The organism is Agrobacterium sp. 16-2014-1-2a, assembly GCF_053522705.1.
The window spans coordinates 152,115-174,098 of the sequence record NZ_JBNWBX010000006.1 but is presented as its reverse complement, the minus strand read 5'-3'; the positions used below and the strand labels follow the sequence as shown (position 1 = coordinate 174,098).

Here is a 21,984-nt window from a genome sequence, read left to right as displayed (position 1 = left end):
GGCATTTCCTTACTTGTTAGCGTGTTGCAATCCGATTTTTTTGCGTTCACTCATCAGCCATGACGAAGTGACCGTCACTCACCTGCTTGTAGACCCGTGCCGGGGGGATATAGGTGATATCTCTTACTGGGTTTTTTATCTCGTGAACTGCATCGCGTCTGCGATGACCACGTCGAGAAGGGTCCGCAACCGGGACTGCGCTGAGGAGGCGTTTCGTGTAGGGGTGACGAGCATTCCCCATAACTTCAGCGCGGGGCCCGATCTCAACGATCTCACCTAGATACATAACGGCCACGCGATGGCTTACTCTTTCGACCACTGTCATGTCGTGTGATATAAACAGGTAAGAGAGACCAAGCTTTTGCTGCAGGTCGAGAAGAAGATTGACGATCTGCGCTTTGACCGAAACGTCAAGGGCCGACACAGCCTCGTCGGCGACGATTACCTTCGGTGAAACAGATAAGGCGCGCGCAATGCATATCCTTTGGCGTTGTCCGCCGGAGAATTCATGCGGATAACGAGCCAGCATCTCGGGCTGAAGACCTACGAGGCTGATGAGCTCAGGGAGTTTGGCCTTGGCGGTGACTTCATCGATGCCGGCGCAGATCATTGGCTCCATAAGAGCATTCTCGATTTTGAAACGAGGGTTTAGGCTGGCAAAGGGGTCTTGAAAGACCATTTGTATTTTTTGGCGCTCTCGCCGCATTTCTTGTCCGCTCAAACTACCGATATCGCGCCCGAACAGTTTCACCGTACCTGATGTCGGTTTGACAAGTTGGAGGATTGTGCGGCCGGTCGTCGATTTGCCACATCCGGACTCACCGACCAACGAAAGCGTCTCGCCAGGCTGAATGGAGAAACTGACATTTTCTACTGCGTGGACCTTTCCTACGGTGCGTCGAAACAACTTGTCCCGCACCAAAAAGCGGGTTGTGAGACCGTCGACCGAAAGTGCCGAACCAACGGACATATCGATCGGTTTCGATTGCTCTTCCTCGGCGCGAGAAATCAGACCGTCCTGTCCGTACTCGGCATAGCGGACCGGCTTGGAGGAGAACTTAGACGAATCCAACGGAGCTACCGCTGCCAAGAGCTTTTTGGTGTAAGGCTCGCGCGAGCGAAAGAAGATGTCGGAGGTCTTTCCCTGCTCAACTACATCGCCATTGTACATAACGACCGTCCGGTCCGCGATCTCGGCGACCACGCCCATGTCATGTGTGATGAACATCACAGCCATTTTTTGTTCATCCTGCAGCTCTTTTATGAGTTGGAGGATCTCGTTTTGTATTGTGACATCAAGTGCGGTGGTTGGTTCGTCAGCAATCAGAAGCTTCGGCCGACATGCAAGCGCCATAGCTATCATTACCCGCTGCCGCATGCCTCCAGAGAAATTGTGAGGGAACTCGTCAATGCGCCTGCTGGCGGCAGGTATTTTTACTCGATCCAGGAGCGAGAGTACGTCATTGCGAGCATCGCGGCGCGTGAGGTGCTGATGTCGGATGAGAACCTCGCTTATCTGGTCCCCGATGGACATTGTCGGGTTCAGGCTCGTCATCGGTTCTTGAAAAATCATCGCGATATCGTTGCCGCGTATATCTCGCATCTGGTTATTGCTAAAATCCGAGATGCGCTTCCCGTCGAAGTTGATCGTGCCGGAAATTTGTGTCGATTTCTTAGGTAGCAGCTGCATGATCGATAATGCCGTCACACTCTTGCCAGAGCCGGATTCACCAACGATTGCAACCGTTTCGCCATGATTGATATCAAAGCTGACGGCATTCGTAACCGTTTTCCAGGCTTGGTCGTGACCGAATGCAACACTCACGTCGATAACAGAAAGAAGATTTAGCGTCATTGTCAGGTCCCATCATGCGGGTTCAAATATCATGTTCTTAGGTAGAGCGATGAAGTCAGCGAGCGCGGGACGCGTTGCGCGGATCAAGCCTGTCGCGCCAGCCATCGCCAATGACGTTCACACCAAGAACCGTTAGCGAAAGAAAGATTGCCGGGATCCAAATGTTGTGAGGATAGATTTGAAACAGCGTTCTGCCCTCAGCGATCGTGTTTCCCCACGTTGGCACATTTTGCGGCATGCCCAATCCCAGGAATGAAAGCGTGGCCTCGAGAAGAATGGCTGCACTCATAATGAAAGTCGCTAAAACGGTGAGGGGGCCGATTGCGTTCGGCAGGATATGCCGGAGAAGCAAGCGTCCAGTCGGCACACCAAGCGAAATTGCTGCTTCAACATAGGGCTCCTGGCGCACGGATAGAACAACGGATCTAACCACGCGCACGACCCTTGGCACTTCAACCACTGTGATTGCGAGGATCACTGTCCAGACCCCTGACCCGATAGCGGTCATGAGCGCGATTGCGAGAAGGATCGCAGGGATTGCCATAAGTCCGTCCATCACTCGCATGACGACGCCGTCTATGGACTTAAATGATCCGCATACCAAGCCTAGAAACGTTCCAGTGACAACTGCAACTGCGGTAACGGCGAACCCAATGAGGATCGATGTTTGTGCGCCATACACCATACGGCTGAAAATGTCGCGACCGAGCGCGTCCGTTCCGAACAAAGCGTTCCTAGGCGTCTGGTCCTCAAGAAAGGAGGTATTAACGGGCGACATCGGCGACAAATTACGGTTGAAAGGGTCAACGAAATTTGGATCTATCGATGTCAGGAATGGAGAGAATGCCGCCATCGCGATCACGATCAGTACGATCGCATATGCCAGGGAGAGAATAGGTTTTTTCATTGTCGTATCCCTACAAGCCCGGTTCAGGTGTTTACCCGCGGATCAAGAATTCCATAGGAGATGTCCGCGATCAGATTGATCACGATATAGAACACTGTGAAAATCAGAACGATCGCCTGGACGCTTGGATAGTCGCGCGCGAGAACAGCATCCACCATAAGCCTTCCAAGACCCGGGATGTTGAAAACACTCTCCGTGACGACGACACCACTGATCAGGCTCGCAAACCCCATGGCAATAACGGTGACGATCGGTGCGGCAGCATTCCGCAAAACGTGCTTGATTGTTATTGGAAGCGGCTTAAGCCCTTTCGCTTGCGCGGTACGAACGTAATCGGCATTCAACACTTCCAAAACGCTCGCCCTGGTGATGCGCGTCAACAAGCCGATATAGACGGTCGATAGCGCAAGCGCGGGGAGGATGGCGCTCCTGAGTGTCCCCCAAAAGCCATCGGCTAGTCGCTGGTAGCCCTGGACCGGCGTCAGGCCAAGCTTGATCGAAAACAATCCAATTAACGCATATCCGACAACGAACACTGGGATCGAGAACCCCATGACCGCAAGGGCGGTCGAAAGGTTGTCCGCAACGGAACCTGCTCGATGCGCCGCGGCCGTGCCAAGCGGTATAGCTACGCTTACCGAGATTGCCAGCGTCAGCAAGGCAAGGACCAGCGTAGGCTCGACACGTGACATGATCAGATCCGAAACCGGCATCTTGTAATAGTAGGAAAGTCCGAAATCACCTCGCAGGGCATTTGATAGCCAATGCAGGTATTGCTTCCAGATTGGTTCACCGAGGCCCAATTGGGTCCTGATCGCCTCGATCTGTTCCGGCGTGACGGCATCGCCGCCCAAAATCGCTGCCGGATCACCTGATGAAACGCGAAGCGTCAAGAAAACCAGGACCGAAATTCCGAGCAGGACAGGTATAGTCGTGAAAATTCGCCGTATCGCGTAACTTAACATCAAATGCTCCGATCTAGAGTAAGGGGGATGCCGCATTCCCGTCCCCGGCTGATATGTTCACGCCGGGGACGAACAATAGCGGTGCCACTAATCGGTTTTCTTGATGTTCCAGAATACGGCGGCCGGAGCCTTCAACCAACCTGACACCCGGTCATTCCTGTAGGCGCCAAACACATTGTAGATGCCCATCGGAATGAAATGTGCCTGATCGACGATCCGCTTTGAGATCTTTGCTGAAATTGCTTTGGCCTCTTCCGAAGTGTCTGCGACCTCGAACTTCCTGCGCATCGCCTCAAGCTCCGGATCGCACATCCAGCCGACGAAAGCCTTGTCGCAGGACGCGTCGGTGAAAATGTTATACATCGGGTTAGGCACGTTCGTCATAAGGCTAACAGTGAAGAAAATGTTCCAGCCGCCACTGCTGGCCGGTCCTCGATTGTTCCGCCTGACAAAGTAAGTCTGTGAGTCCATTGATTGGACGTCAACTTTGAACCCAACATTGGTCAGAACGTTGCTAAGGACAGGCGCCAACTTGTTAGAGGAAATCAAGTCGGTTTGATGCAGGACCGCAATCGGAGAACCATCGTAGCCAGATGCCTTCAACAGCTCCTTTGCCTTCGAGACATTGGGTTTGATCATGAGATCTCCGAAGCGCCCCTTTTCGCCGATGTCGCAGCCGAGCGGGTCGTTGCAGGTGCGATAAAATCGGGGATCGCCGTGCTGGGCGATCATGAACATGTCTTGCTGGACTGCGTGCTGGACTGCCCTACGCGCGTCGACATTGTTAAAGGGCGGTTGGAGGTGGTTGAAACGTAGAACGCTCTGTAGCCCCGCTTCATTCCACTGGAAGAGGCTCACGTCCTTCTTCCCTTCGACGACTGGGAAGAGGTCGGGTTGCAAAGCTTCTATGATGTCCACTTCGCCGGCGACCAGAGCATTCACGGCAGTAAACTGGTCGGGCATGGTCACCCATTCGACGCGGTCAACATACGCAACCTTACCGCCAGCGAAGCCCGAGGGTGGCTCGCTTCTCGGCTTGTACGCCTCGTTTTTCACGTAGACGATTTTTTCGCCCGGCTTCCATTCACTTTGAGCGAGTCTGAATGGGCCTGAACCAATGTATTCCTTGATCTGCTCTGTGCCTGGAGTGGCAGCGACGCGAGCAGGCATGATAAATGGGACGTTGGCATCGCCCTTGCCGAGCACCTCGATTACATGTCCGAACGGAGCGTTAAGGACGATTTTGAACGTCTTGTCATCGACGATAGCGAAGTCTTTGACGAAGGCGAGCATCGCGCGTCCAGCCCTGTCCACGGAGGCCCAGCGCTTTATAGACGGCACTACATCAGCTGTCGAGACAGCCGGGCCGTCGTGCCAAGTCAAACCGTCACGCAACGTGATCGTATAAGTTAGACGGTCATCGCTGACATCGTAGCCCTGAGCCATCTGTGGCTGGACAAGGCCCTTTTCATCTGTCGCGAATAGGGTGTCATAAATCATGTAGCCATGATTTCGGCTGATGTAATTGGTGGACCAGATTGGGTCCAGGATCTTCGGGTCGGCATGAGCCACGACCTTCAGCGTAGATGCGTTCGCAGATGCGACCGATACCGCTGAAAGAAGAGCGATCGAAAGCAGCATTTTTCTCAGCATAGTATAACCCTCTGGATTGGTCGGAGGGGCTACGTATCGCGACGTATCCCCCCACCTCACTTGTTTTTATTATTTGACGTCTTTGATGAACGTGTCCTTGCAAAGGACCTGGTTGCCGCGGAAAGTGTAAATGTCGAGGCCAAGCCAATCCAGCTTTTCGCCGGACTTGGTTGTCGCAGTGCGGCGCCATTGCGCTACTATCTTGTCACCGGAGAAAATCGGCTCAGCGGACTCCGTCCAAGCGACATCGGGAGTGTCGGCGAAAAGCTTGGCGAAATAGCCTTCGATTGCCTTGTGGCCCTTGTAAACATCGCCCATCGGAATCTGGCCGCGGCCGTTCACGAACGAGCCATCCTCGCAAAAACGAGCTGCAATCTTCGCCGGATCGCGAGTGGCGAAGGCTTCCTTCATCAGTTGGCGACCTTCTTTTGCGGCTGCTTCCACGTTTGCGTTTGCGTCTGTTTGAATTGACATATCTGTCCCTTTCTCTGGTTGCCGAGTGCTTCTCGGGTAGTTCACATGAATGCTTCACTCATGTATTTGTTGACCATGTAACCTTGGAGACCTTCGATCCCTCCTTCGGAACCGAAGCCGCTCTCCTTGATGCCCCCGAAGGGTGTCTCAGCGACGGTGATCGAGTATTGGTTCACGCCGAACATCGCGACTTCCACGTTCGACGTGACTTCATGGACCGTCTTGTGAGAGTTCGTGAAGACGTAGGCCGCCAGACCATAGGGAAGCCGATTTGCTTCTATCAAAGCTTGCTCAGTCGTCTTGAAGGGGGCCATCAGAGCGATTGGCGAGAAGGGCTCTTCGTTCATCAATCGGGCATCCGGTGCGAGATCGGTGATGACAGTGGGGTTCCAATAGTAGCCAGCGTTACGTTCGGAGGGACCACCTGTGCGCACATGTGCGCCCTTGGAGATTGCATCTTCAACTAGCGCCGAAGTGGCAGCAAGACGTCTTTCGTTGGCCATAGGCCCGACCTCGGTCTCGCTATCTAGGCCATTGCCGACATTCAGTGCCTTGGTTCTGTCGACGAAAGCATTCACGAACCTGTCGTACACACCTTCCTGGACGATGAATCGGGTGGGTGCGAGGCATACCTGGCCGGCATTCCGGTATTTGGCTTTGACGGATAGATCGATGATGGCGTCGACATTCGCATCATCGAAAACGAGAACCGGAGCGTGACCGCCCAATTCAAGCGTAATTGGCTTGATTTGGTCAGCTGCCAACCTACCAAGCAGTCGGCCGACCGGGAGAGACCCGGTAAAGGAGATTTTCCGAATGTGAGGCGATGAAATAAGGTGTTCAGAGATTTCGGCCGGATGCCCGAACAGCACGTTGACTACACCTTTCGGCAGTCCCGCATCGTGTAGCGCCCGTACGATAGCCAAAGCTGTTGAAGGGCATTCTTCTGCGGGCTTGATGATGCATACGCATCCAGCGGCCAATGAGGCAGCAATCTTCCTTGTCGGTGTGATTGCAGGAAAGTTCCAAGGGGCGAATGCGGCTACGGGCCCAATCGGCTCTCGGTTCACGGTCTGCCGGGAACCGGCAATGCGCGAGGGAATTGTGCGGCCGTAAGCACGCTTTCCTTCCTCGGCAAACCAATCAAAGTAGTCAGCCGAGGTGTACACCTCGTAGTGGGACTCGTGGAGCGGCTTACCCTCTTCCAACGTCAGCTGCCGTTTGATGTGATCCGCTCGTTCGCGGATCAATTCAGCTGCACGTTTCAATATCGCGCCACGCGCGAGCGGCGCCATTCTGCTCCAAATACGGTAGGCATCTGCGGCGCTTTCTAGCGCTTGGCTTACCTGTTCGTTCGATGCCAGCGGCACGTAACCGAGCAATTCGTGTGTGGCGGGGTTGAAGACTGGCGATGTGCCACTCTTACCCAACTGCCATTCTCCGTGAATGTAGAGCTTGAGCTCGTCATAACCTTCACCCGCCATCGACCCTACTCCTTGAATGCTTGACGTGAAATTGCACCTTATATAGCCAAATATCGCACAACCGTGCCACACTATGCGCAAAGAGTGCGTTCAGATGTCTAGGCTTGTCAAGAAAATAAATAAGGGATATTGATTTCGAACAAACTTAGCCATTTTGGACTCGGCTAGTGTTGTGCGACGATCGAGATCGGACGCGGAAGATGGAGTTTGCCGTGCGCAAGCTTGAGCATGCGCCTCACTTCGTAGGGAGCCGCACCACTGCTTCGTCGAGAGATTAGGGTTCAAAAAGTGTGCGGTTTCCGAAATGAAAACCGGTGCGCTCATAAGCAGCGTTAGTTTTGATAATAAAGATTATAAAACGATTTCAATCACATAGAGAGCAGGCAGTAGCGTGGAAAATTCGGAATCAGACAAGCAGAAGCCTGGCTACAATTACGTCCAGTCCCTCGCTCGAGGTCTGAACATTATCAAGTCTTTCAACTTCTCGAAGAAAGAGCAAAGTCTCTCCGAGATGGCGGAATTTACTAAGCTGGATCGCTCCGTAGTGCGTCGGAATGTTCTTACCCTGATCAATCTTGGCTACATGATTGGCAAGGGTGGAAAGTACGCATTAACGCCCAAAGTGCTCGATCTAGGTTTCTCCTACATAAATTCCTCCCCGATCTTCAATCTCTCTCAGGGGGTGATCGACCGGTTGGTGAGCCAGTCACGTAATTCCTGCTCCATAGCTGTACTTGATGACTGCGATGTCCTGCATTTGAAAACCTCATCAATTCATCACAGCTCGTTCGGAAGCGCACGTGCAGGGATAAGGGTGCCCGCCTATTGCACATCGATGGGAAGGGTTTTGCTCTCGCAATATGATGACGCCGAGGCGCAGAGGGTAATATCGATATCCGATATCAAGAAGCTAACCGGCAAGACGATAACAGACCACGCAGCGATTCTAGATGAAATCCGGAATGCTCGAGAAAGAGGCTGGAGCTTTGTTGCCGGCGAGATGGAGCATGATCTGGTCGCTCTTTCCGTCCCGATTAAAAACGGCGACGGCCAAATTACGGCGGTGCTGAATATGAGCACTTACGGTGATAAAGTTGCATCGCAGGATTTCATCGACGCTAATCTTGAAAACATGCGAAGGGCGGCACGTGAGATCAGCGTTCTCATAAATGCGTGAAGAACTCGACTTCGTTTGCAATGCGTAAGTAAAGCGGTCCCCGTTGTACTCCTTTTCCCTCATGAGTTGGACTTGCGTATCAGGTATCGGCAAAGCCACGTGTCGCCAAGGCCGATAGCTGATGCGCGGCATCTGTGTTACACCGCAGGATGCGGGTTGATGATTTCTTCTGGGTTACGTGGGCTCGTTAGCCGGCATAAAGGCTCGGATCACTCGGCCGCGTTTGCTTTCTACCATCCCCGACTATGCGGCAGTTTCGGGGTCTTCTCCGGCTGGCTTGGCGGTCAACGGAAGCCGAAATATCATCGTGGTGCCCGAAGAATTTGAACTCCCTACGCTAAGCCCGCCACCGTGCACTTCGGCGATTGTCTTACAGATCGAAAGACCCATGCCAAGCCCCTTGTCCTTCGTTGTGAAGAAGGGGTCGAAGATGGAATCCCTGACCGATGCCGGGATGCCTGTCCCTGTATCTGTGACCGCGAGAATTACGAAGGAATCGCGGACTTCGCTCTCAATCCGCAGGCGGCGGCCGCCAGAATGAGCCTCCATCGCGTCAAGGGCGTTGGTCAACAGATTGAGAACAACTTGCTGAACCTGAATCGGGTCGGCAAAGAGCGCTCCGCCATCTGCGAGCGCGCATTCAATCTCGACGCCATCGGCTCGGCTGTCTGTCTCGACCACGGTCAGGACATCGTCGACCACGTCGTTCAGATCGAGGAACTCAAGGTTGGCCGGCGCCTGCTTGGCGAGCGAGCGCAGGGCAGAGATGATGTTACTTGCCCGGACACCAGATTGCTCGATCTTAGTAAAGTTCGTGATAGCGTTTTCCACCTGCGGAACAGGCTGCTTCAGCCATCGAATGCCCGAATTTGCGAAGGTCACGATGGCCGATAACGGCTGATTCACCTCGTGAACGATAGAGGCGGCCATCCCGCCCAAGACGCTCACGTGGGAATTCTTGATAAGTTCGGCGCGAGCACTGACCCTCGCATTGTCCTGGTTTTTTTGGACGGCGCTGCCTCTCTGCTGCTCTTCAAGCTGCCCCTTCAAACGAAGGGCTTCTGTTGTCGCAACGACGAAAAGCTCGATTGCCTGTTCTATCTCAAGCGAGAAGGCATCGCTAAGCGCGTTGTTCTCGAGATATAGGATAGCAAAAACGCGCTCCCTGTCCTTGAGCGGTACGCAAAGAAGAGATTTGACCGGGCTTTCCTCAAGCGCGGATGCATGCGCGTCGCCTGCTTCGATCGATGCATTGCCGTATCTGAGCGATAAGCCAGATTCAACGACCAACCGGACGATCGAGCTAGGGGCCATCTCGGCGGTCAGGCGCGATGTCTTTGTCGCAACGTTCGTGACGCCGTCACGATGGTGCGTGCTCGCGACCACCGCGAAGTCGTCGCCGTCGACACTGATTAGCTGACCGCGCATGGCGCCCGAATATTTCACCGCTGCGACAATCAGGTCGGCCGTGAGCGAATCTGACCTTTCGATCGGCTGGATGCCGCGGTCCGGAAGTTCGATATCGACAGGAACAGAGAAGACATCGGCAAATTCCGCTCGCAGCCCGTCTGCCAGCTGGTCCGCACCCCATTTCTGATAATGGGCTTGGGCCTGTCGGATATGACCGAAGGCGGCGAAGGACAGGCCTGTCTCGAGAGCAAGGCGTCCCGCACGCTCATGAGCAAGCGCAAGCTCATGGGAGAAGCCTGCTTCCTTCGCAGCTTTGATAGCCCGCTCGTAGTGTCTGAGCGCCTCAATCGTGTCACCGGCAGCGCGCGCGGTCTCGGCGTCCACCAAAGCCAGCTTGTTCGCGAATGTAGTGGGGTTCTGCGTAGCCAGAACGCTCAAGACTTCGCGGTCGTCGCTGTCTGTCCCGCTGATGCCGAGCAACCGATCGGTCAATGCAGTGTAGAAATGAAGATCCACGATATGGATATGGGCGGGGGTGGTCCATTTCCATATCCTTGCCTGTGTGAACGATTTCGAGGCAAGTTCAATTTGCCCGCGATAGAACTGTGATATGCCCTCGAAGAGGTGGCCCCAGAAAACGAGGGGGGACATTTCGGATGTCTTGTCCGAGGTCGCAAGTCCAATAATTGCACCAGACTCAACACTGCAATCCTTCAAACCCTGAACGAAGGCGAGCTGGACCTGCAGGATCCGGATGACCTCTTCGAAGCCGACGCTGCGCGCCATCGCAATCCCGCGATTGGCCTCATTGCTGACAACAGACAGTGGTGCTCCCATAGACAGGAGGTCCGACACGATGTGGTTGGTGGCATAGCATGCCATGCTAACGTCGCCGCTATTTTTACCATGCTCGAACGCCTCCTTGGCGCGCGCAAGCGAGTAGGAAAGCGGCTTTCGCCAGACTGACACCTGGTCGAGTGCCACGAGAGCAGAGGTTCGATAAGCACTGTAGGCGTGCGTGTTCGAAAGCGCTACCGCGGCCTCGGCCATGGCGAGCGCGGTTTCGTAGTCGCCATATTCGCTGGCAAGGCAGACGCCGCACCAAGCGAGACCGTAACATGTCGCCTCGCAGACCCCGTGCGTTGCCGACAGCTCGACGATTTTTGCCGTGTGCAAGAATTTCAGGCCATCGTCGGAGAAGAACGATGACTGGAGCGTGGCCAGGAGATCCATGGCGACGATGATCTTTTCGTCGGAGAGACGGACATTCTCGTCGATTTTGGCTAGCGACAGCTTGTCGACCGAGTTTGTAACCGCCTCATAGGATGCGTCGAGTTCTGCTTTTGCAGGCTTGCGCGACAGCGATATCCCGAGCAGCCGCAGTCCCGCCAGCGCGACCTCTATTGCCTGTTCGAACTGACCCCGCAGAATCAGGACGGCAGCCTGCAGGCGCGCCGCCCGTGCCTGGTCCATCGACGAGCCGGCATGTTCGATGAGGCGGGCAAGCTCCTGATCGTCGATCCCAGCACCGAACTGATCGACTAGGATCGCGCAGCGAAGCTCAGCAAGAATCCAGTGAAATTTGTCGTTCGGATCGGAAAGCGGCACTAGCTCGATGCCTTTTTCCGCGTAGCGAAGAGCACCCTCGAGAGACCCTACGGCCTTGGCGATCTGTGCTGCCTTGACGAGGGCAGCGAGCGCCGGCGCGAGCGATTGAAGCAGAATAGGACTGTTTTTGGCCTTCACGATCTGCTCGGCGACGGCCAGATGATGGTCGGTCGCCGTAGCCTGAAGCGCCAGCATGCTCCGGGCAATCAGGGCGTGCCTGTTTGTCTTTTCATCGCGACCAAGACTGGCACGGATATGCTCGCGAACCGAGTCATGGGTAAACTGGCACCAGTTGCCGTCGGTTCTGATCAACCCAAGCATTTCCGCCGGCTGAAGCAACGGCGTCAGCCCGCCGAGGGCAATCTCGGCGGTCGAGGACAGAAGGGAGTATTCGCTCGCAAAGCCGACGCAGGCCGCGGACTGCAGGATATCGCGGGTTTTCGGAGGCAGTTCGGCAACGATGCGGCTTAAGAGAGCGTCGAGACTCCAGTTTTTCTGATCCGAAACGAACTGGGCAAGGTCCGGTGCGCTCTCTGCACGATCAAGAACATTCAAGATCAGCTGGATATGGAACGGGTTCCCGCCTGCGACCGATTGGACAAGCCTGGCCAAAGGTCCAGTTGTCTCGCCGTAACGCTTCGCGGAGATCAGTCCCTCGACTGCATCGTAAGCGAGCGTTTTGAGCAGAATATTCGTAACTTGAACCGCGGGATCGCCAAGAAAACTTTGGAGGCCGGTTTCTCGAAAGTCCGATGTATCGTCGGTCCTATAGGTGCCGACAAGCACCATGTCTCGAAAGCCGCGTTCTGACAAAGCACGCATCAATTGCATAGAGCTCGCGTCCAGCCAATGCAAGTCGTCGATAAACAGGACGAGAGGCGTCGTGGGCGAGGCGCTCGACTGGATCGCGTCGATCAGCCGATCCTTGACGCGGTTGGTAGCAGAGGATGCTCCAGCGTCCCGTGCAGATGCAAGCTCTTCGATTTCAGCTGCCGAGCGAAGCTGACGCAGGGCCTTAAGAATGGCGCTGTAAGGAACACGCTGGAATGCTTCGTCGGCTTTGCCGATGGCATGTTTGATCTTATCGTTTTTGGCCAGGAACGTATTAACGACGGACGTCTTACCAAAACCCGCAGCGCCGCCAACCAGAACGATTTCGCCGAAACCTGTCTGGCAGACCCGCCGATAGGCCTGGAGGAGTGTATCGAGTTCGCTGTCGCGACCAAAGATCTCGCGGTTACCAAATGCGTATGTCATCAATCTGCCACTAGATGTCCGCTTGCAATCGGTTCGAAAGAACACCTGCCCTGGGTGGTGTCAAAGTGATTTTGCGGCGCAGCATTTCTTTTGGTGAGCATTATTCAAATGACATGCATATCGTTCAACGCCGACCCGGAAATGGAAGGGTTTTCGACAGGCTCATCGTCCCGGTTTGAATATTTCCGCCCGCCAAGAGGGCATCTTCGAGCGTGTCTACATCGGTCAAGGCCGCCGCACCGATATTGGACATTTGAACGGGCAGGGGACTGGAACGGATGATGTGCTGTGCCCCCGTATCCCCGTCAAGGAGCTTCAACTGGTCGATGAGCGGCTTCGGTATAATCACCGGGTGTCCGGGCAGTTCGCCGCTGCTGGCGCGTACGATGACTTGCCGTTTGGCGTTGTTGAACACTTCTACAAGGGAGCGGACATGCGATGGGTGAAGCGCCGGCATGTCGGCCAACACGATGAGCACGCCATCCATTCCAGCCATCTCCGGATACGAGACCCCGAGCGCCAGCGAGGTGCCCATTCCGCTCGAATAGCGATCGTTGACGACGACCGGCATCGGCAGGCCTGAAAGGGCTGCCTCGATTTCCGCGTGGCGGTGTCCGACCACGACGACAGATGCCGCCGGTTGCACCTGAGCCAAGATCATTGCCGATCGCCGCACGAGCGGCATGCCGTCAAATTCGATCAGCAGTTTATGGAGGCCCTTAGCCATGCGGCTCGATCGCCCGGCTGCCAAGAGGACGGCTCCGATCCCTTCCATCGATGGATCAGGCATAGAGCGCCAGCTTTGCGGTGGTCACGTCGGCCAGAACGGAGAGCGCCAGCGAGGAAGAGTCTTTCGTTGGCCCGAACATCCCGATCGGTGCCTTGATCCGCGCGATTTCGGCATCGGTAAAGCCTTCGAACGTAAGGCGATCGCATCGTTTCCGGTGAGTGCGGGTGCTGCCGAGCGCCCCGACATAAAACGCTTTTGATCGCAGTGCCAAGGCAAGGATCGGCACTTCTGCTTCGATGTCATGGTGGAGGAGAGCAACGGCGGTAAGCGGGTCGATCAGCGGGGATAGATCGTCAGCCCGTCCAGGCTCGACGATAACGACATCGATGTTGGCGGTCTTTGCGAGGCGTGCGAGCGCATCGGCCTCGACCGACCGGCTGGTCACGATCAGGCGGAGCTTCGGCAGGAAGACGCAGACGAAATCGCCTTCCACCCAGCCGCTTCGTGCCGGCGGCGTATCGATAGTCAGTGTTTGCCCAGCGCTGCAATAGCGCAGGGCGGAGATCTTTCGCTCGTCAAGTCGGTCAAGGAGGTCGAGAAGGGTATCCACTTCCCTCAAGACATGGATCAGCACGGAGATCCCGCCGCCACAGGGCAAGGTCATGTCGAAAAAGGGCGAGCCGGTGCCGAACATGACCGAGCGATCCTCACCACATTGCATGGCCTCCAATGCTTCGGCCGCGACTGCCGCTTCGACGCACCCACCTGACACGTAGCCGCAAAACCGACCGTCCTCGCTGATCGCAATCTGAGCCCCCAGTGCTCGCGCGGCGCCGCCACGGATTTCCACCAGCGTGGCAAGGGCAACGCGACCGCCCGCAAATGCTTCAACGGCAAATCGCAGGATCTCGAACGGATCGTCTGTGATCATCGCGCGTGACGGAGTTGCCAAGGTGAGATGCTCGCTGACCATCATGTTGCAGACCTTTCTATAGATCGTGATGGGCGCGAGAGCGCGCTGGGCGTGATGCGCGGGCGCGTACGGCATTGAGCAGCAAGGTCGTAATCGCGAGGAATGCGATGAGGGTGACGCCGACGAGGACAGCGTCGGCGAGCCCAGCCAGGCTTGCAATCCGGCCAAGCGAAAGGGCAACGACCGCTTGCGCCAGATAGGCAACCAGGAAAAGCGCTGACAACGTTCCAGCCCTGTGTGTTTTCGGCACGCCGTCATTGATCATCGCTAGGCCGCCCAGCAGAAGGAGGCTATAGGCTATCCCGGCGCCGATCTGCGCCACCGCAAAAACGACGAGAAGCTGCACCTCGGCCGCGAGAGCAAGGCTGGCGGCAGAAAAGATCCCGATGATTGCGCCGGCGCGAAGTATGCTGCCTGGTGAGCGGCCCCGCGTCGCCGCAGTTGCCAGTCCGGTGGCGATAGCGAAGATTGAAATGATGCCGCCATTCACGAGCATGTTCGACGACGCCACGATATCGTGTGCAATCTGCGCTCCCAGAGACAGCGTCATAGCGCCCAGCACATAGGCCGTCGAAACGGCCGCCGTTGCCGTGACGAAGACGGCGAAGAACCCGTTCGGGATGGAAGGTATGCTCGGCCGCCATTTTCCGTGCGGGCGAGAGGCGGTATGATTGGGCAGGTGCCAGGTCGCGACGATCATCATCACCAGGATGACGGTCAAGACCGCAAAGTTCAGCCTTGTCGGGAGCGGCGCGTATTGGATCAGAGCGCCGCCAACCAGTGCGGCTGCGGCCATACCGACCGCCTGTGCCGCCGCCGTCACGCCGGCAGCCTGTTTCACCTTTTCTGGTGCGCTGAATTCCAAGACGGCTGCAGCAGACGGGCCTGCCGACAACCCGACACCGATGCCCATGAAAGCCCGGCCGATAAAGATCCAGTTGATGTCGGGCGCGACAGCAAAAACGAGCGATCCCGCCGTCGAGGCGAGCAGTCCAAGCAGCATCGTCTCACGACGGCCGATATAGTCGGACAGGTTGCCAAACAGTACTAGGACGATGACGACGAAAACCGGGTAGACCGCAAAGATTGCCGTCGTCGCGAACGTCGTCAGCCCCCATTCGCGCGCATAGAGCGGATAGGTCAGCGCCGGCGCGGCGCTGGTCCAGATCGTATGGGCGACAACGGCTGCCGCGGTGAGAAAACTTGCCCGTCGGCTGAATACCCGGTGTCTCATCGAGAAACCTCCCCAACACGGCGGAGCCGGAAGGCCGATCCTGAGCGTTCGGCACGGCCAACGCCCGGATAGTGCCAGCGAAAGCCAAGCAGCTTCGCGCATTCTTCGTCGGCCTGGGCAAGCAGGCGACGGCGTGTGCGTCCGGCTTGCTCGGCATCGAGATCGAACCCGAAACTCCAGTCGGGGTGTTCGAACGAAACGACGTCGCTTGCGACCGCATCGCCGGTGACGATCAAGGGTATATCGCCGTCGAGGATGACCGAGATGTGGCCCGGCGTGCGGCCGGTCGATGAGAGGACACGCAGACCGGGAAGGATTTCGTCACCGTCCTCGACAAGAGTGATCCGTCCGAGAAGGGCCGTGAGGGTCTTTCTCGTGATGCTGCCGGTCAGGTGCTCGTAGTCCGTCGAGGCGGAGTCCTCTCCTTCCATCCAGAACGCCCACTCCGCCGCGCTCATGATACAGCGGGCGTTCTCATACCGAAGGGAGCCGTCGGCGCGAACAAGGCCCCAGACATGGCAGGGGTGGGCATGTGTGAGAATGATGAGCGTGACATCCGACGACGTCACACCGATGCGACGCAGATTGGTTTCGAGCAATCCGGCGTTCTCGCTCTTCTTCTCGCCGGCGCCGACGTCGATCAGAATGACCTCATCGCTTGTCACGATGAGGGGAATGTTCGAGGGGGCAGGCGCGATCTCGTCTGCCCCTGAAACGTCCTTGCTGGGGCTTGTCTCCGAAGGAAGGCTGAGCGCATGAGTATTATCCTCGCCGTGGCTCGACGCGCCGTCGGAGAGCACGGTGATGTCGAAATCACCGTGACGAAAGCTGTAGAAATCAGTCGTTTTTGTCATGACCGTTCCGATCCGTTTGATAGATGACAGATCGGTTGTCGCGCGCGAAATTGAAACAGACGATTCCGGACAGTGAAAGTTCAAGATTGAACCGGCCCCCTAAACGAGATGGCGCTTGAGGGTCATTCAGCGTCGAGGGCCCCGAGCGCTTCCTTTGCAATCGCCGAGGCGCTGATGGCAGCCGGGAAACCGCCATAGAAGGCGAGATGGGTGATCGCCTCGCTGAGTTCTTTCTTGCTCAGACCGTTCTCGATGGCGCGGCGCAGATGCGCGCCGAGCTCGCCCGGCCGATACATGACGACTAAGGCTGCAACGGTAATCAGACTGCGATCGCGCTTTGACAGGCCTTCGCGTTCCCAGACTTTCGAAAACAGCGGGTCATCGACCAAATCGGCAAGTGCCGGGGTGAAGGCCTTCGCCATATCGCGGGGACGGATGTGCTCGGACATCGGGATTCTCCAGTTAAGCGGGGATTGGCGCGAGACTAAGCCCCGCTTTCCGGGCCCGCCATCGAGCCATGGTCTTGTTGGTCCTAAACCTTCGTATAGGTGATGTGGCCATTTCGAAGTTTATTGGTCATTTATTTTCCAGCAAGTATCGCTGGCACACCATTAAGGAAAATCCGCAGTTCCGCGTCGACTATGGAACTAATGTTATCGACAGGCATGTTATAGATGAATTTTCGTACCCCCAGGTAGAATATTGCCGCATGCAATCCCCAGACGGCCTCAATCTCGATTGATGTGATGGCTACTTCCTCAGCAGGCTTTAGCTCATGGTCGAACCTTAACTCATTGATAATCAAACCAAAGATGCGCTGCCGTAGAAGGTCAAGATACCGGGTGTTAAAGTCCAAACCCTTCAGGCCAGAAAACATGAAGAGCCTAACCCATTCGTATGTCAGAATCGCCTTTGAATAATCCCCATAGAAGTCCGTCAGGCGTGCGTGGAGAGGCTTTTTGCGATCAATTAGCAACTCTTCCCAGAAGGGATTCCATCGTCTGAGAAAGACCTCCTGGTAAACTCGCTCGACCAGTGCGTCCTTCGTCGGAAAGTAGCGGTATAGCAGAGGTTGGGTGATCTCGAGGCGTTTTGCGAGCTCTCTAGTTTGGCCCTCAAAGCCGAATTCCGCGAAGAATTTCACGGCCTCCCGAACAATCTCCTGCTCCCTTTCTTCAGGTGACATCCGTCTCCTTGCCTGTGTGGTTTCCATCTAGCCTCCAATGTTGATTCAATTAATTTATCAACTGCATCGAAGAGTAGCAAACACAACATGCTGGAGTTGTGCGAAAAAAACTAGGAAAACTCACTTGACGTTTCTCAAAATGTCTATCAGTTTATCGAGCGATAAATAGTGGATCTGGAGGATCAAATGTTAAATCGACGTCAAGTTTTGGCTGGGGCAACAGCTTTTGCCGGCACCCAGCTCGCAACGCCCGCCCTCGCTCAAAATGCACCGATCCGCATCGGAATGCTCAGCGTGAAGTCCGGTGCGCTGGCAACCGGTGGAAGGCAGATGGAGGATGGCTTCCAACTTTTCTTGAGAGAACGTGGAAATTCGATCGCGGGGAGACCCGATGGAACGAACCGCCGAACTTTGGGTCAGAAAGAAATCCTCGCGGAGGAGAAAAGCAGCACGTTGTTGTGAAGCGAGCGGGCAGTCTGAGAGCGGCTAGTCAGGACGAGGGAACCGTTCGTGTTACGCAAACCGCTTCCAGGATAGCTTCAGGCGACTGAGTTTTGGCCATAGTCTTAAAACGCACCCAATAAATGCAATCCTTGAGATCCGTCGACCTGCACCGGATGAAAGGACCAGAAGTCACGGAGGACAACCGTCCTTTCCGGTCAGCGCCCTAGGTGCCGATGGTGGAAACAACACAACGCTCAAACACAAGTGAGTATCTATTCTCCCATACGCGTTTAAGATATCTTGTAATTATTTAATATTTTCAATTATTTGAGTTTATTTAACGCGTCGCTGGTTCGAGTCCCTTCAAGGTGTTAGGACTTCAGACACATGCTGATCGCCACGCCCGTCACGCCGTAATATCCGCGGCGTTGCTCCCATTTGTTCTTAGCATCGCCTGACGGATTTGTTGCCGCAACCATGCGCAGCCAAGATCGCTTTCCATATGAAGCGGCCAAACCATTGCCACGGGCGGAAAAGAAAGTGCCAGTGGCACCGGGCTGACCTCAAGTCCCAACAGCGGCCCATAACGAAGTGCGATGCGCGAAGATACGGTGGCAATCACCGCAGACGAACGCGCCGTGGCCAATATCGACATGAAATCGGGAGCCGCCGCCACCACTTCCAGCTCTACACCCGCATGCTCCAGAGCATCCTTGACGCAGCCATGCAGGCTGTCGGTCTGCGAGATCACCGCATGTTGTGCGGCCAAATAGGCATCCATGCTCACCGGGTTGGTAAGCGTTAGCAATTGCGGATTGAAACAGCACAAGACGCTGGATTGATAAAGCGGTTCGCAATGGTGCCGTGAATCCGGGAGATAGCTGCATCCCACAGACAGGTCGACGACGCCTGAATCCAGCATCGCCTCGATCTCCAGTGCATCGCCGCCACGAGCCAGAATACGAATGCCCGGCGCGATATCGCGCAACCGAGCGGTCAGGTCAGGCAGCAACAATAGTTCCACCTCGCTGGACAGCCCCAGCCTGAATGTACGCCGCTCGGTTGCCGGATCGAAGGCATCCGTCATCAACATCGCCGCTTGCGCCTGTCGCAGAGCCTGCCGCACCGGGCCAGACAAATTGAGCGCCCGCGCCGTCGGCTTCATCACCTGCCCGACACGGATGAACAGCTCATCCTGAAACAGCGTGCGCAGGGTGGCTATGTTATGACTCATGGCGGGCTGCTGGATTTTCAATCGTTGTGCTGCACGCGTTACACTCATCTCTTCCATCATCGCATCGAAGGCGACGAGAAGATTGAGGTCGAAGGAACGAAGATTGAAATGATCGATGACCTGCATGAGTTGTATCGATTTGATTGCTGACTAGCGCATCCTTAGCTGATGGGCAGGAACTTGCAAGCCGTTCCGCACCACAACGTAAGGAGCAAACCCATGCCATCTCGTCGTTCCATTCTCAAAAGCGCTCTGACTGGCTTAGTCGCAGCGCCCTTTGTTGCGCCATCAATCGTCTTCGCCAAGGCGCCTTATGCCGCTGTTCAGGCACCGGGTTTCTACCGGCTGAAGATCGGCTCCGTAGAGGTCACAGCCCTGTCGGACGGCACAGTTGCCCTGCCGCTCGCCAAGCTCTACACCAACACTAGCGAAGAACACGCGCAGGACGCTCTGAATGATGCTTTTCTGCCGGAAATCGTACCAACTTCCGTCAACGCATTCCTGGTCAACACCGGCGAAAGACTGGTGCTGATCGACGCAGGCACCGGTACCTATTTGGGCCCATCGCTCGGCAAGCTCGTGTCCAACATCGAGGCTTCCAGATACAAGGTAGGTGACATTGACGATGTCATCCTCACCCATATTCATACCGATCATTCCGGTGGGTTGATGAGCGAAGGCAAACGCACTTTCCCTAACGCCACATTACGGGTCAATGAGCGGGAGGCGAAATTCTGGCTGAGCCCGGAAAACGCCAAAGCGGCGACCGGCATCGTCAAGCAGCATTTTGCCGAGGCAGACCAGTGCGTGACGCCTTACTTGCGAGCTGGAAAATTTGAAACCTTCGGAGATAACCAAGCACCCGTCCCGGGTCTGGGCTCGATTCTTTATGCGGGACATACGCCGGGTCACAGCGCCATCACGCTGGAAAGCGAAGGCCGGAAGATCGTTTTCTGGGGCGACATCACCCATGGCGATATCCTGCAATTCGATGAGCCCGGCATCGCCATAGAATTCGATATCGAACAGAAGGCCGCCGTTGCTGCCCGCGACGTCGCCTTCAGGCAGGCTGTGGAAGGGAAATACCTTGTGGCAGGCGCACATATTGCGTTCCCCGGAATCGGCCACGTGCGTACAGATAGCACCAATTATGACTGGCTCCCGGTCAACTACTCCTAGGATTGCCCCCGGATTGAGCGATGGGAAGACTGGGCTCGGGATAGCCCCGTCTTCCGCAGCGACAAAGGTCGTTTCCTACAGGTCGGCCGGCCGGAACCAACTCGCAACTGGTCCGGGTCGAGCGGACCGGAAATTAGAAAAATCTATGGGTGCTCGGCAAGACGCACCCAGCCCGTTGTCGCCACGAGTGCTCGGGGTGTGTCGTGCCTGTTGCAAACTTTCAGTGAAGTCAGCATGACCCCAAAGCGGGGCCTGCCTTCAAGCTTTGTTAACCTTTTGAAGTCCGAAGAGGCGTGCGAGTAGATCGTTCTGATCGTTGACGGCCCAATCGCCACAGGGCCGCTGGCCGCCTATATCGGCGGGTAAGGTTCGGAAGCGTTAAGCCGCACCAACTGCCCGCGAATAGACGCCGGGCGGCATTCCCACATGCCGATTGAAGGCGACGCTGAAAGCGCTGGTCGATCCATAGCCGACGCGCTCGGCAATGTCCGCTATGGGTATATCCTCGCGGAGGAACTCCTTTGCCAGTGCCATACGCCATCCCGTCGCGTATTCCATCGGTGCTACACCAACTTCCTTGCGGAAACGATCGAAGAAGGTCGAGCGAGACATGGCAGCCTCCTGAGCAAGCGTCTCCACCGTCATGCTACGACCCGGATCTGCGTGTATCCGGCGCAAGGTCGGCGCCAGCAGCGGATCGGCCATGCCACGCAGGAGACCCGGCGGCGCCTTGGCGCTTGCTGCCGATCGTAACGCGTCGATTAACAACACATCGAGCAATCGGTGGAGGACCATTTCGCGCGCGGCACGATCAGCCCTCGTCTCCTCGTTGATCATTCGGACGAGAGCGATCAGTCGCTCTTCACCATGAACATGGATGACTTCCGGCAGCAGAGATACGAGAAGGGCTTTGTCATCCGAGCCGAAAGTGCAATGCCCGACCAGTGCCTTGATCTCCGCCGACGCTTCCGGGTCGCCCAGGCGAAAGACACCGGGGCTGGTTTCCAGACGTTGGGGAAGTGCGCCGCGTGGTGGCGGCTCCATGCTGCTCATCGTGAATGAGAAGATCTTTGGGACCAGGACGAAGTCACCCTCAGTGAGCACCATTGGCTCACGACCGGCAATCGTCATCAGGCAACGGCCCTCGACCACGGCGCAGTAGAAGGGGCTTCCGACCTCCGTACGCTCAACGAGCCACCGACCGCCGCCCGTCACCAGCTTTGATATCGACGGGCTCGGCTTCAACAAGGAAACAACTTCGGCAACCGGATCGGTCATCAATTCGGACTTCCGCTAAACAATCTCGGACATGCGCATATAGCAGGTCCGGTTGATCAGGTCCATCTTCAGCCTTGTTAAA

General features: G+C 56.0%; 18 protein-coding genes and 1 pseudogene. 3 read left to right on the top strand and 16 right to left on the bottom strand.

Features of this window, described 5'->3' with window-relative positions:
* Window positions 1–46: 46 nt before the first annotated feature.
* The 6 genes from ACQZ45_RS18605 to ACQZ45_RS18580 all read right to left on the bottom strand — a co-directional run bounded on the left by ACQZ45_RS18605 (window position 47) and on the right by ACQZ45_RS18580 (window position 7,338).
* Window positions 47–1,855 (bottom strand): ABC transporter ATP-binding protein, encoded by a 1,809-nt coding sequence (locus ACQZ45_RS18605; protein WP_065689074.1) that lies wholly within the window; start codon window positions 1,853–1,855, stop codon window positions 47–49.
* 55 nt (window positions 1,856–1,910) lie between these two features.
* On the bottom strand, window positions 1,911–2,762 hold the full coding sequence (locus ACQZ45_RS18600) for an ABC transporter permease (protein ID WP_065689075.1): 852 nt from the start codon (window positions 2,760–2,762) through the stop codon (window positions 1,911–1,913).
* 23 nt (window positions 2,763–2,785) lie between these two features.
* Window positions 2,786–3,727: an ABC transporter permease gene (locus ACQZ45_RS18595; RefSeq protein ID WP_065689076.1), complete on the bottom strand. Its 942-nt coding sequence runs from the start codon at window positions 3,725–3,727 to the stop codon at window positions 2,786–2,788.
* Between the two features lie 87 nt (window positions 3,728–3,814).
* Window positions 3,815–5,380, bottom strand: coding sequence for an ABC transporter substrate-binding protein (locus tag ACQZ45_RS18590; RefSeq protein WP_448742416.1), 1,566 nt, complete (start codon window positions 5,378–5,380; stop codon window positions 3,815–3,817).
* Window positions 5,381–5,449: 69 nt separating this feature from the next.
* Complete coding sequence (locus tag ACQZ45_RS18585) at window positions 5,450–5,899, bottom strand: nuclear transport factor 2 family protein (protein ID WP_139104396.1); 450 nt, start codon at window positions 5,897–5,899, stop codon at window positions 5,450–5,452.
* The gene (locus ACQZ45_RS18580; RefSeq protein ID WP_065689079.1) at window positions 5,896–7,338 is read right to left on the bottom strand and encodes an NAD-dependent succinate-semialdehyde dehydrogenase; all 1,443 of its coding nucleotides are present in this window, start codon (window positions 7,336–7,338) and stop codon (window positions 5,896–5,898) included. The genes ACQZ45_RS18585 and ACQZ45_RS18580 overlap by 4 nt, the downstream gene beginning before the upstream one ends.
* Window positions 7,339–7,729: 391 nt before the next feature.
* Here ACQZ45_RS18580 and ACQZ45_RS18575 point away from each other — a divergent pair, with 391 nt between their 5' ends.
* Window positions 7,730–8,515 carry an IclR family transcriptional regulator domain-containing protein gene (locus ACQZ45_RS18575; protein ID WP_065689080.1) on the top strand — a complete coding sequence of 262 codons (786 nt, stop codon included), beginning with the start codon at window positions 7,730–7,732 and terminating at the stop codon, window positions 8,513–8,515.
* A 243-nt stretch (window positions 8,516–8,758) separates the two neighbouring features.
* On the opposite strand, the gene ACQZ45_RS18570 is transcribed toward ACQZ45_RS18575, so the two are convergent.
* From ACQZ45_RS18570 to ACQZ45_RS18540, 7 genes are all read right to left on the bottom strand, one after another.
* The gene (locus tag ACQZ45_RS18570) at window positions 8,759–12,790 is read right to left on the bottom strand and encodes a trifunctional serine/threonine-protein kinase/ATP-binding protein/sensor histidine kinase (protein WP_448742415.1); all 4,032 of its coding nucleotides are present in this window, start codon (window positions 12,788–12,790) and stop codon (window positions 8,759–8,761) included.
* Window positions 12,791–12,914: 124 nt separating this feature from the next.
* Window positions 12,915–13,541 (bottom strand): nucleotidyltransferase family protein, encoded by a 627-nt coding sequence (locus ACQZ45_RS18565; protein WP_448742414.1) that lies wholly within the window; start codon window positions 13,539–13,541, stop codon window positions 12,915–12,917.
* A gap of 31 nt (window positions 13,542–13,572) precedes the next feature.
* Window positions 13,573–14,496, bottom strand: a complete 924-nt coding sequence (locus ACQZ45_RS18560) for an XdhC family protein (protein ID WP_065689083.1) — start codon at window positions 14,494–14,496, stop codon at window positions 13,573–13,575.
* Between the two features lie 13 nt (window positions 14,497–14,509).
* Entirely contained in the window at window positions 14,510–15,727 is a 1,218-nt protein-coding gene (locus ACQZ45_RS18555) for an MFS transporter (protein ID WP_448742413.1), read from the bottom strand.
* Window positions 15,724–16,581: an MBL fold metallo-hydrolase gene (locus tag ACQZ45_RS18550; protein ID WP_448742412.1), complete on the bottom strand. Its 858-nt coding sequence runs from the start codon at window positions 16,579–16,581 to the stop codon at window positions 15,724–15,726. The genes ACQZ45_RS18555 and ACQZ45_RS18550 overlap by 4 nt, the downstream gene beginning before the upstream one ends.
* A 122-nt stretch (window positions 16,582–16,703) precedes the next feature.
* Window positions 16,704–17,030, bottom strand: a complete 327-nt coding sequence (locus ACQZ45_RS18545; protein WP_448742411.1) for a carboxymuconolactone decarboxylase family protein — start codon at window positions 17,028–17,030, stop codon at window positions 16,704–16,706.
* Window positions 17,031–17,161: 131 nt separating this feature from the next.
* Window positions 17,162–17,794: a TetR/AcrR family transcriptional regulator gene (locus ACQZ45_RS18540; protein WP_065689087.1), complete on the bottom strand. Its 633-nt coding sequence runs from the start codon at window positions 17,792–17,794 to the stop codon at window positions 17,162–17,164.
* Window positions 17,795–17,953: 159 nt separating this feature from the next.
* Between ACQZ45_RS18540 and ACQZ45_RS18535 the strand changes: the two genes are divergently transcribed.
* Complete coding sequence (locus tag ACQZ45_RS18535) at window positions 17,954–18,229, top strand: hypothetical protein (protein ID WP_065689088.1); 276 nt, start codon at window positions 17,954–17,956, stop codon at window positions 18,227–18,229.
* Between the two features lie 388 nt (window positions 18,230–18,617).
* On the opposite strand, the gene ACQZ45_RS18530 is transcribed toward ACQZ45_RS18535, so the two are convergent.
* Window positions 18,618–19,571 (bottom strand): LysR family transcriptional regulator, encoded by a 954-nt coding sequence (locus tag ACQZ45_RS18530; RefSeq protein ID WP_065689089.1) that lies wholly within the window; start codon window positions 19,569–19,571, stop codon window positions 18,618–18,620.
* Between the two features lie 93 nt (window positions 19,572–19,664).
* Here ACQZ45_RS18530 and ACQZ45_RS18525 point away from each other — a divergent pair, with 93 nt between their 5' ends.
* Entirely contained in the window at window positions 19,665–20,624 is a 960-nt protein-coding gene (locus ACQZ45_RS18525; RefSeq protein ID WP_448742410.1) for an MBL fold metallo-hydrolase, read from the top strand.
* A 258-nt stretch (window positions 20,625–20,882) separates the two neighbouring features.
* Here ACQZ45_RS18525 and ACQZ45_RS18520 read toward each other — a convergent pair.
* Together ACQZ45_RS18520 and ACQZ45_RS18515 are read right to left on the bottom strand one after the other, a co-directional pair.
* Window positions 20,883–20,957: pseudogene (locus ACQZ45_RS18520) on the bottom strand (IS6 family transposase); the annotation flags it as partial.
* A 45-nt stretch (window positions 20,958–21,002) separates the two neighbouring features.
* Window positions 21,003–21,902, bottom strand: coding sequence for an AraC family transcriptional regulator (locus ACQZ45_RS18515; protein WP_065689091.1), 900 nt, complete (start codon window positions 21,900–21,902; stop codon window positions 21,003–21,005).
* Window positions 21,903–21,984 lie beyond the last annotated feature (82 nt).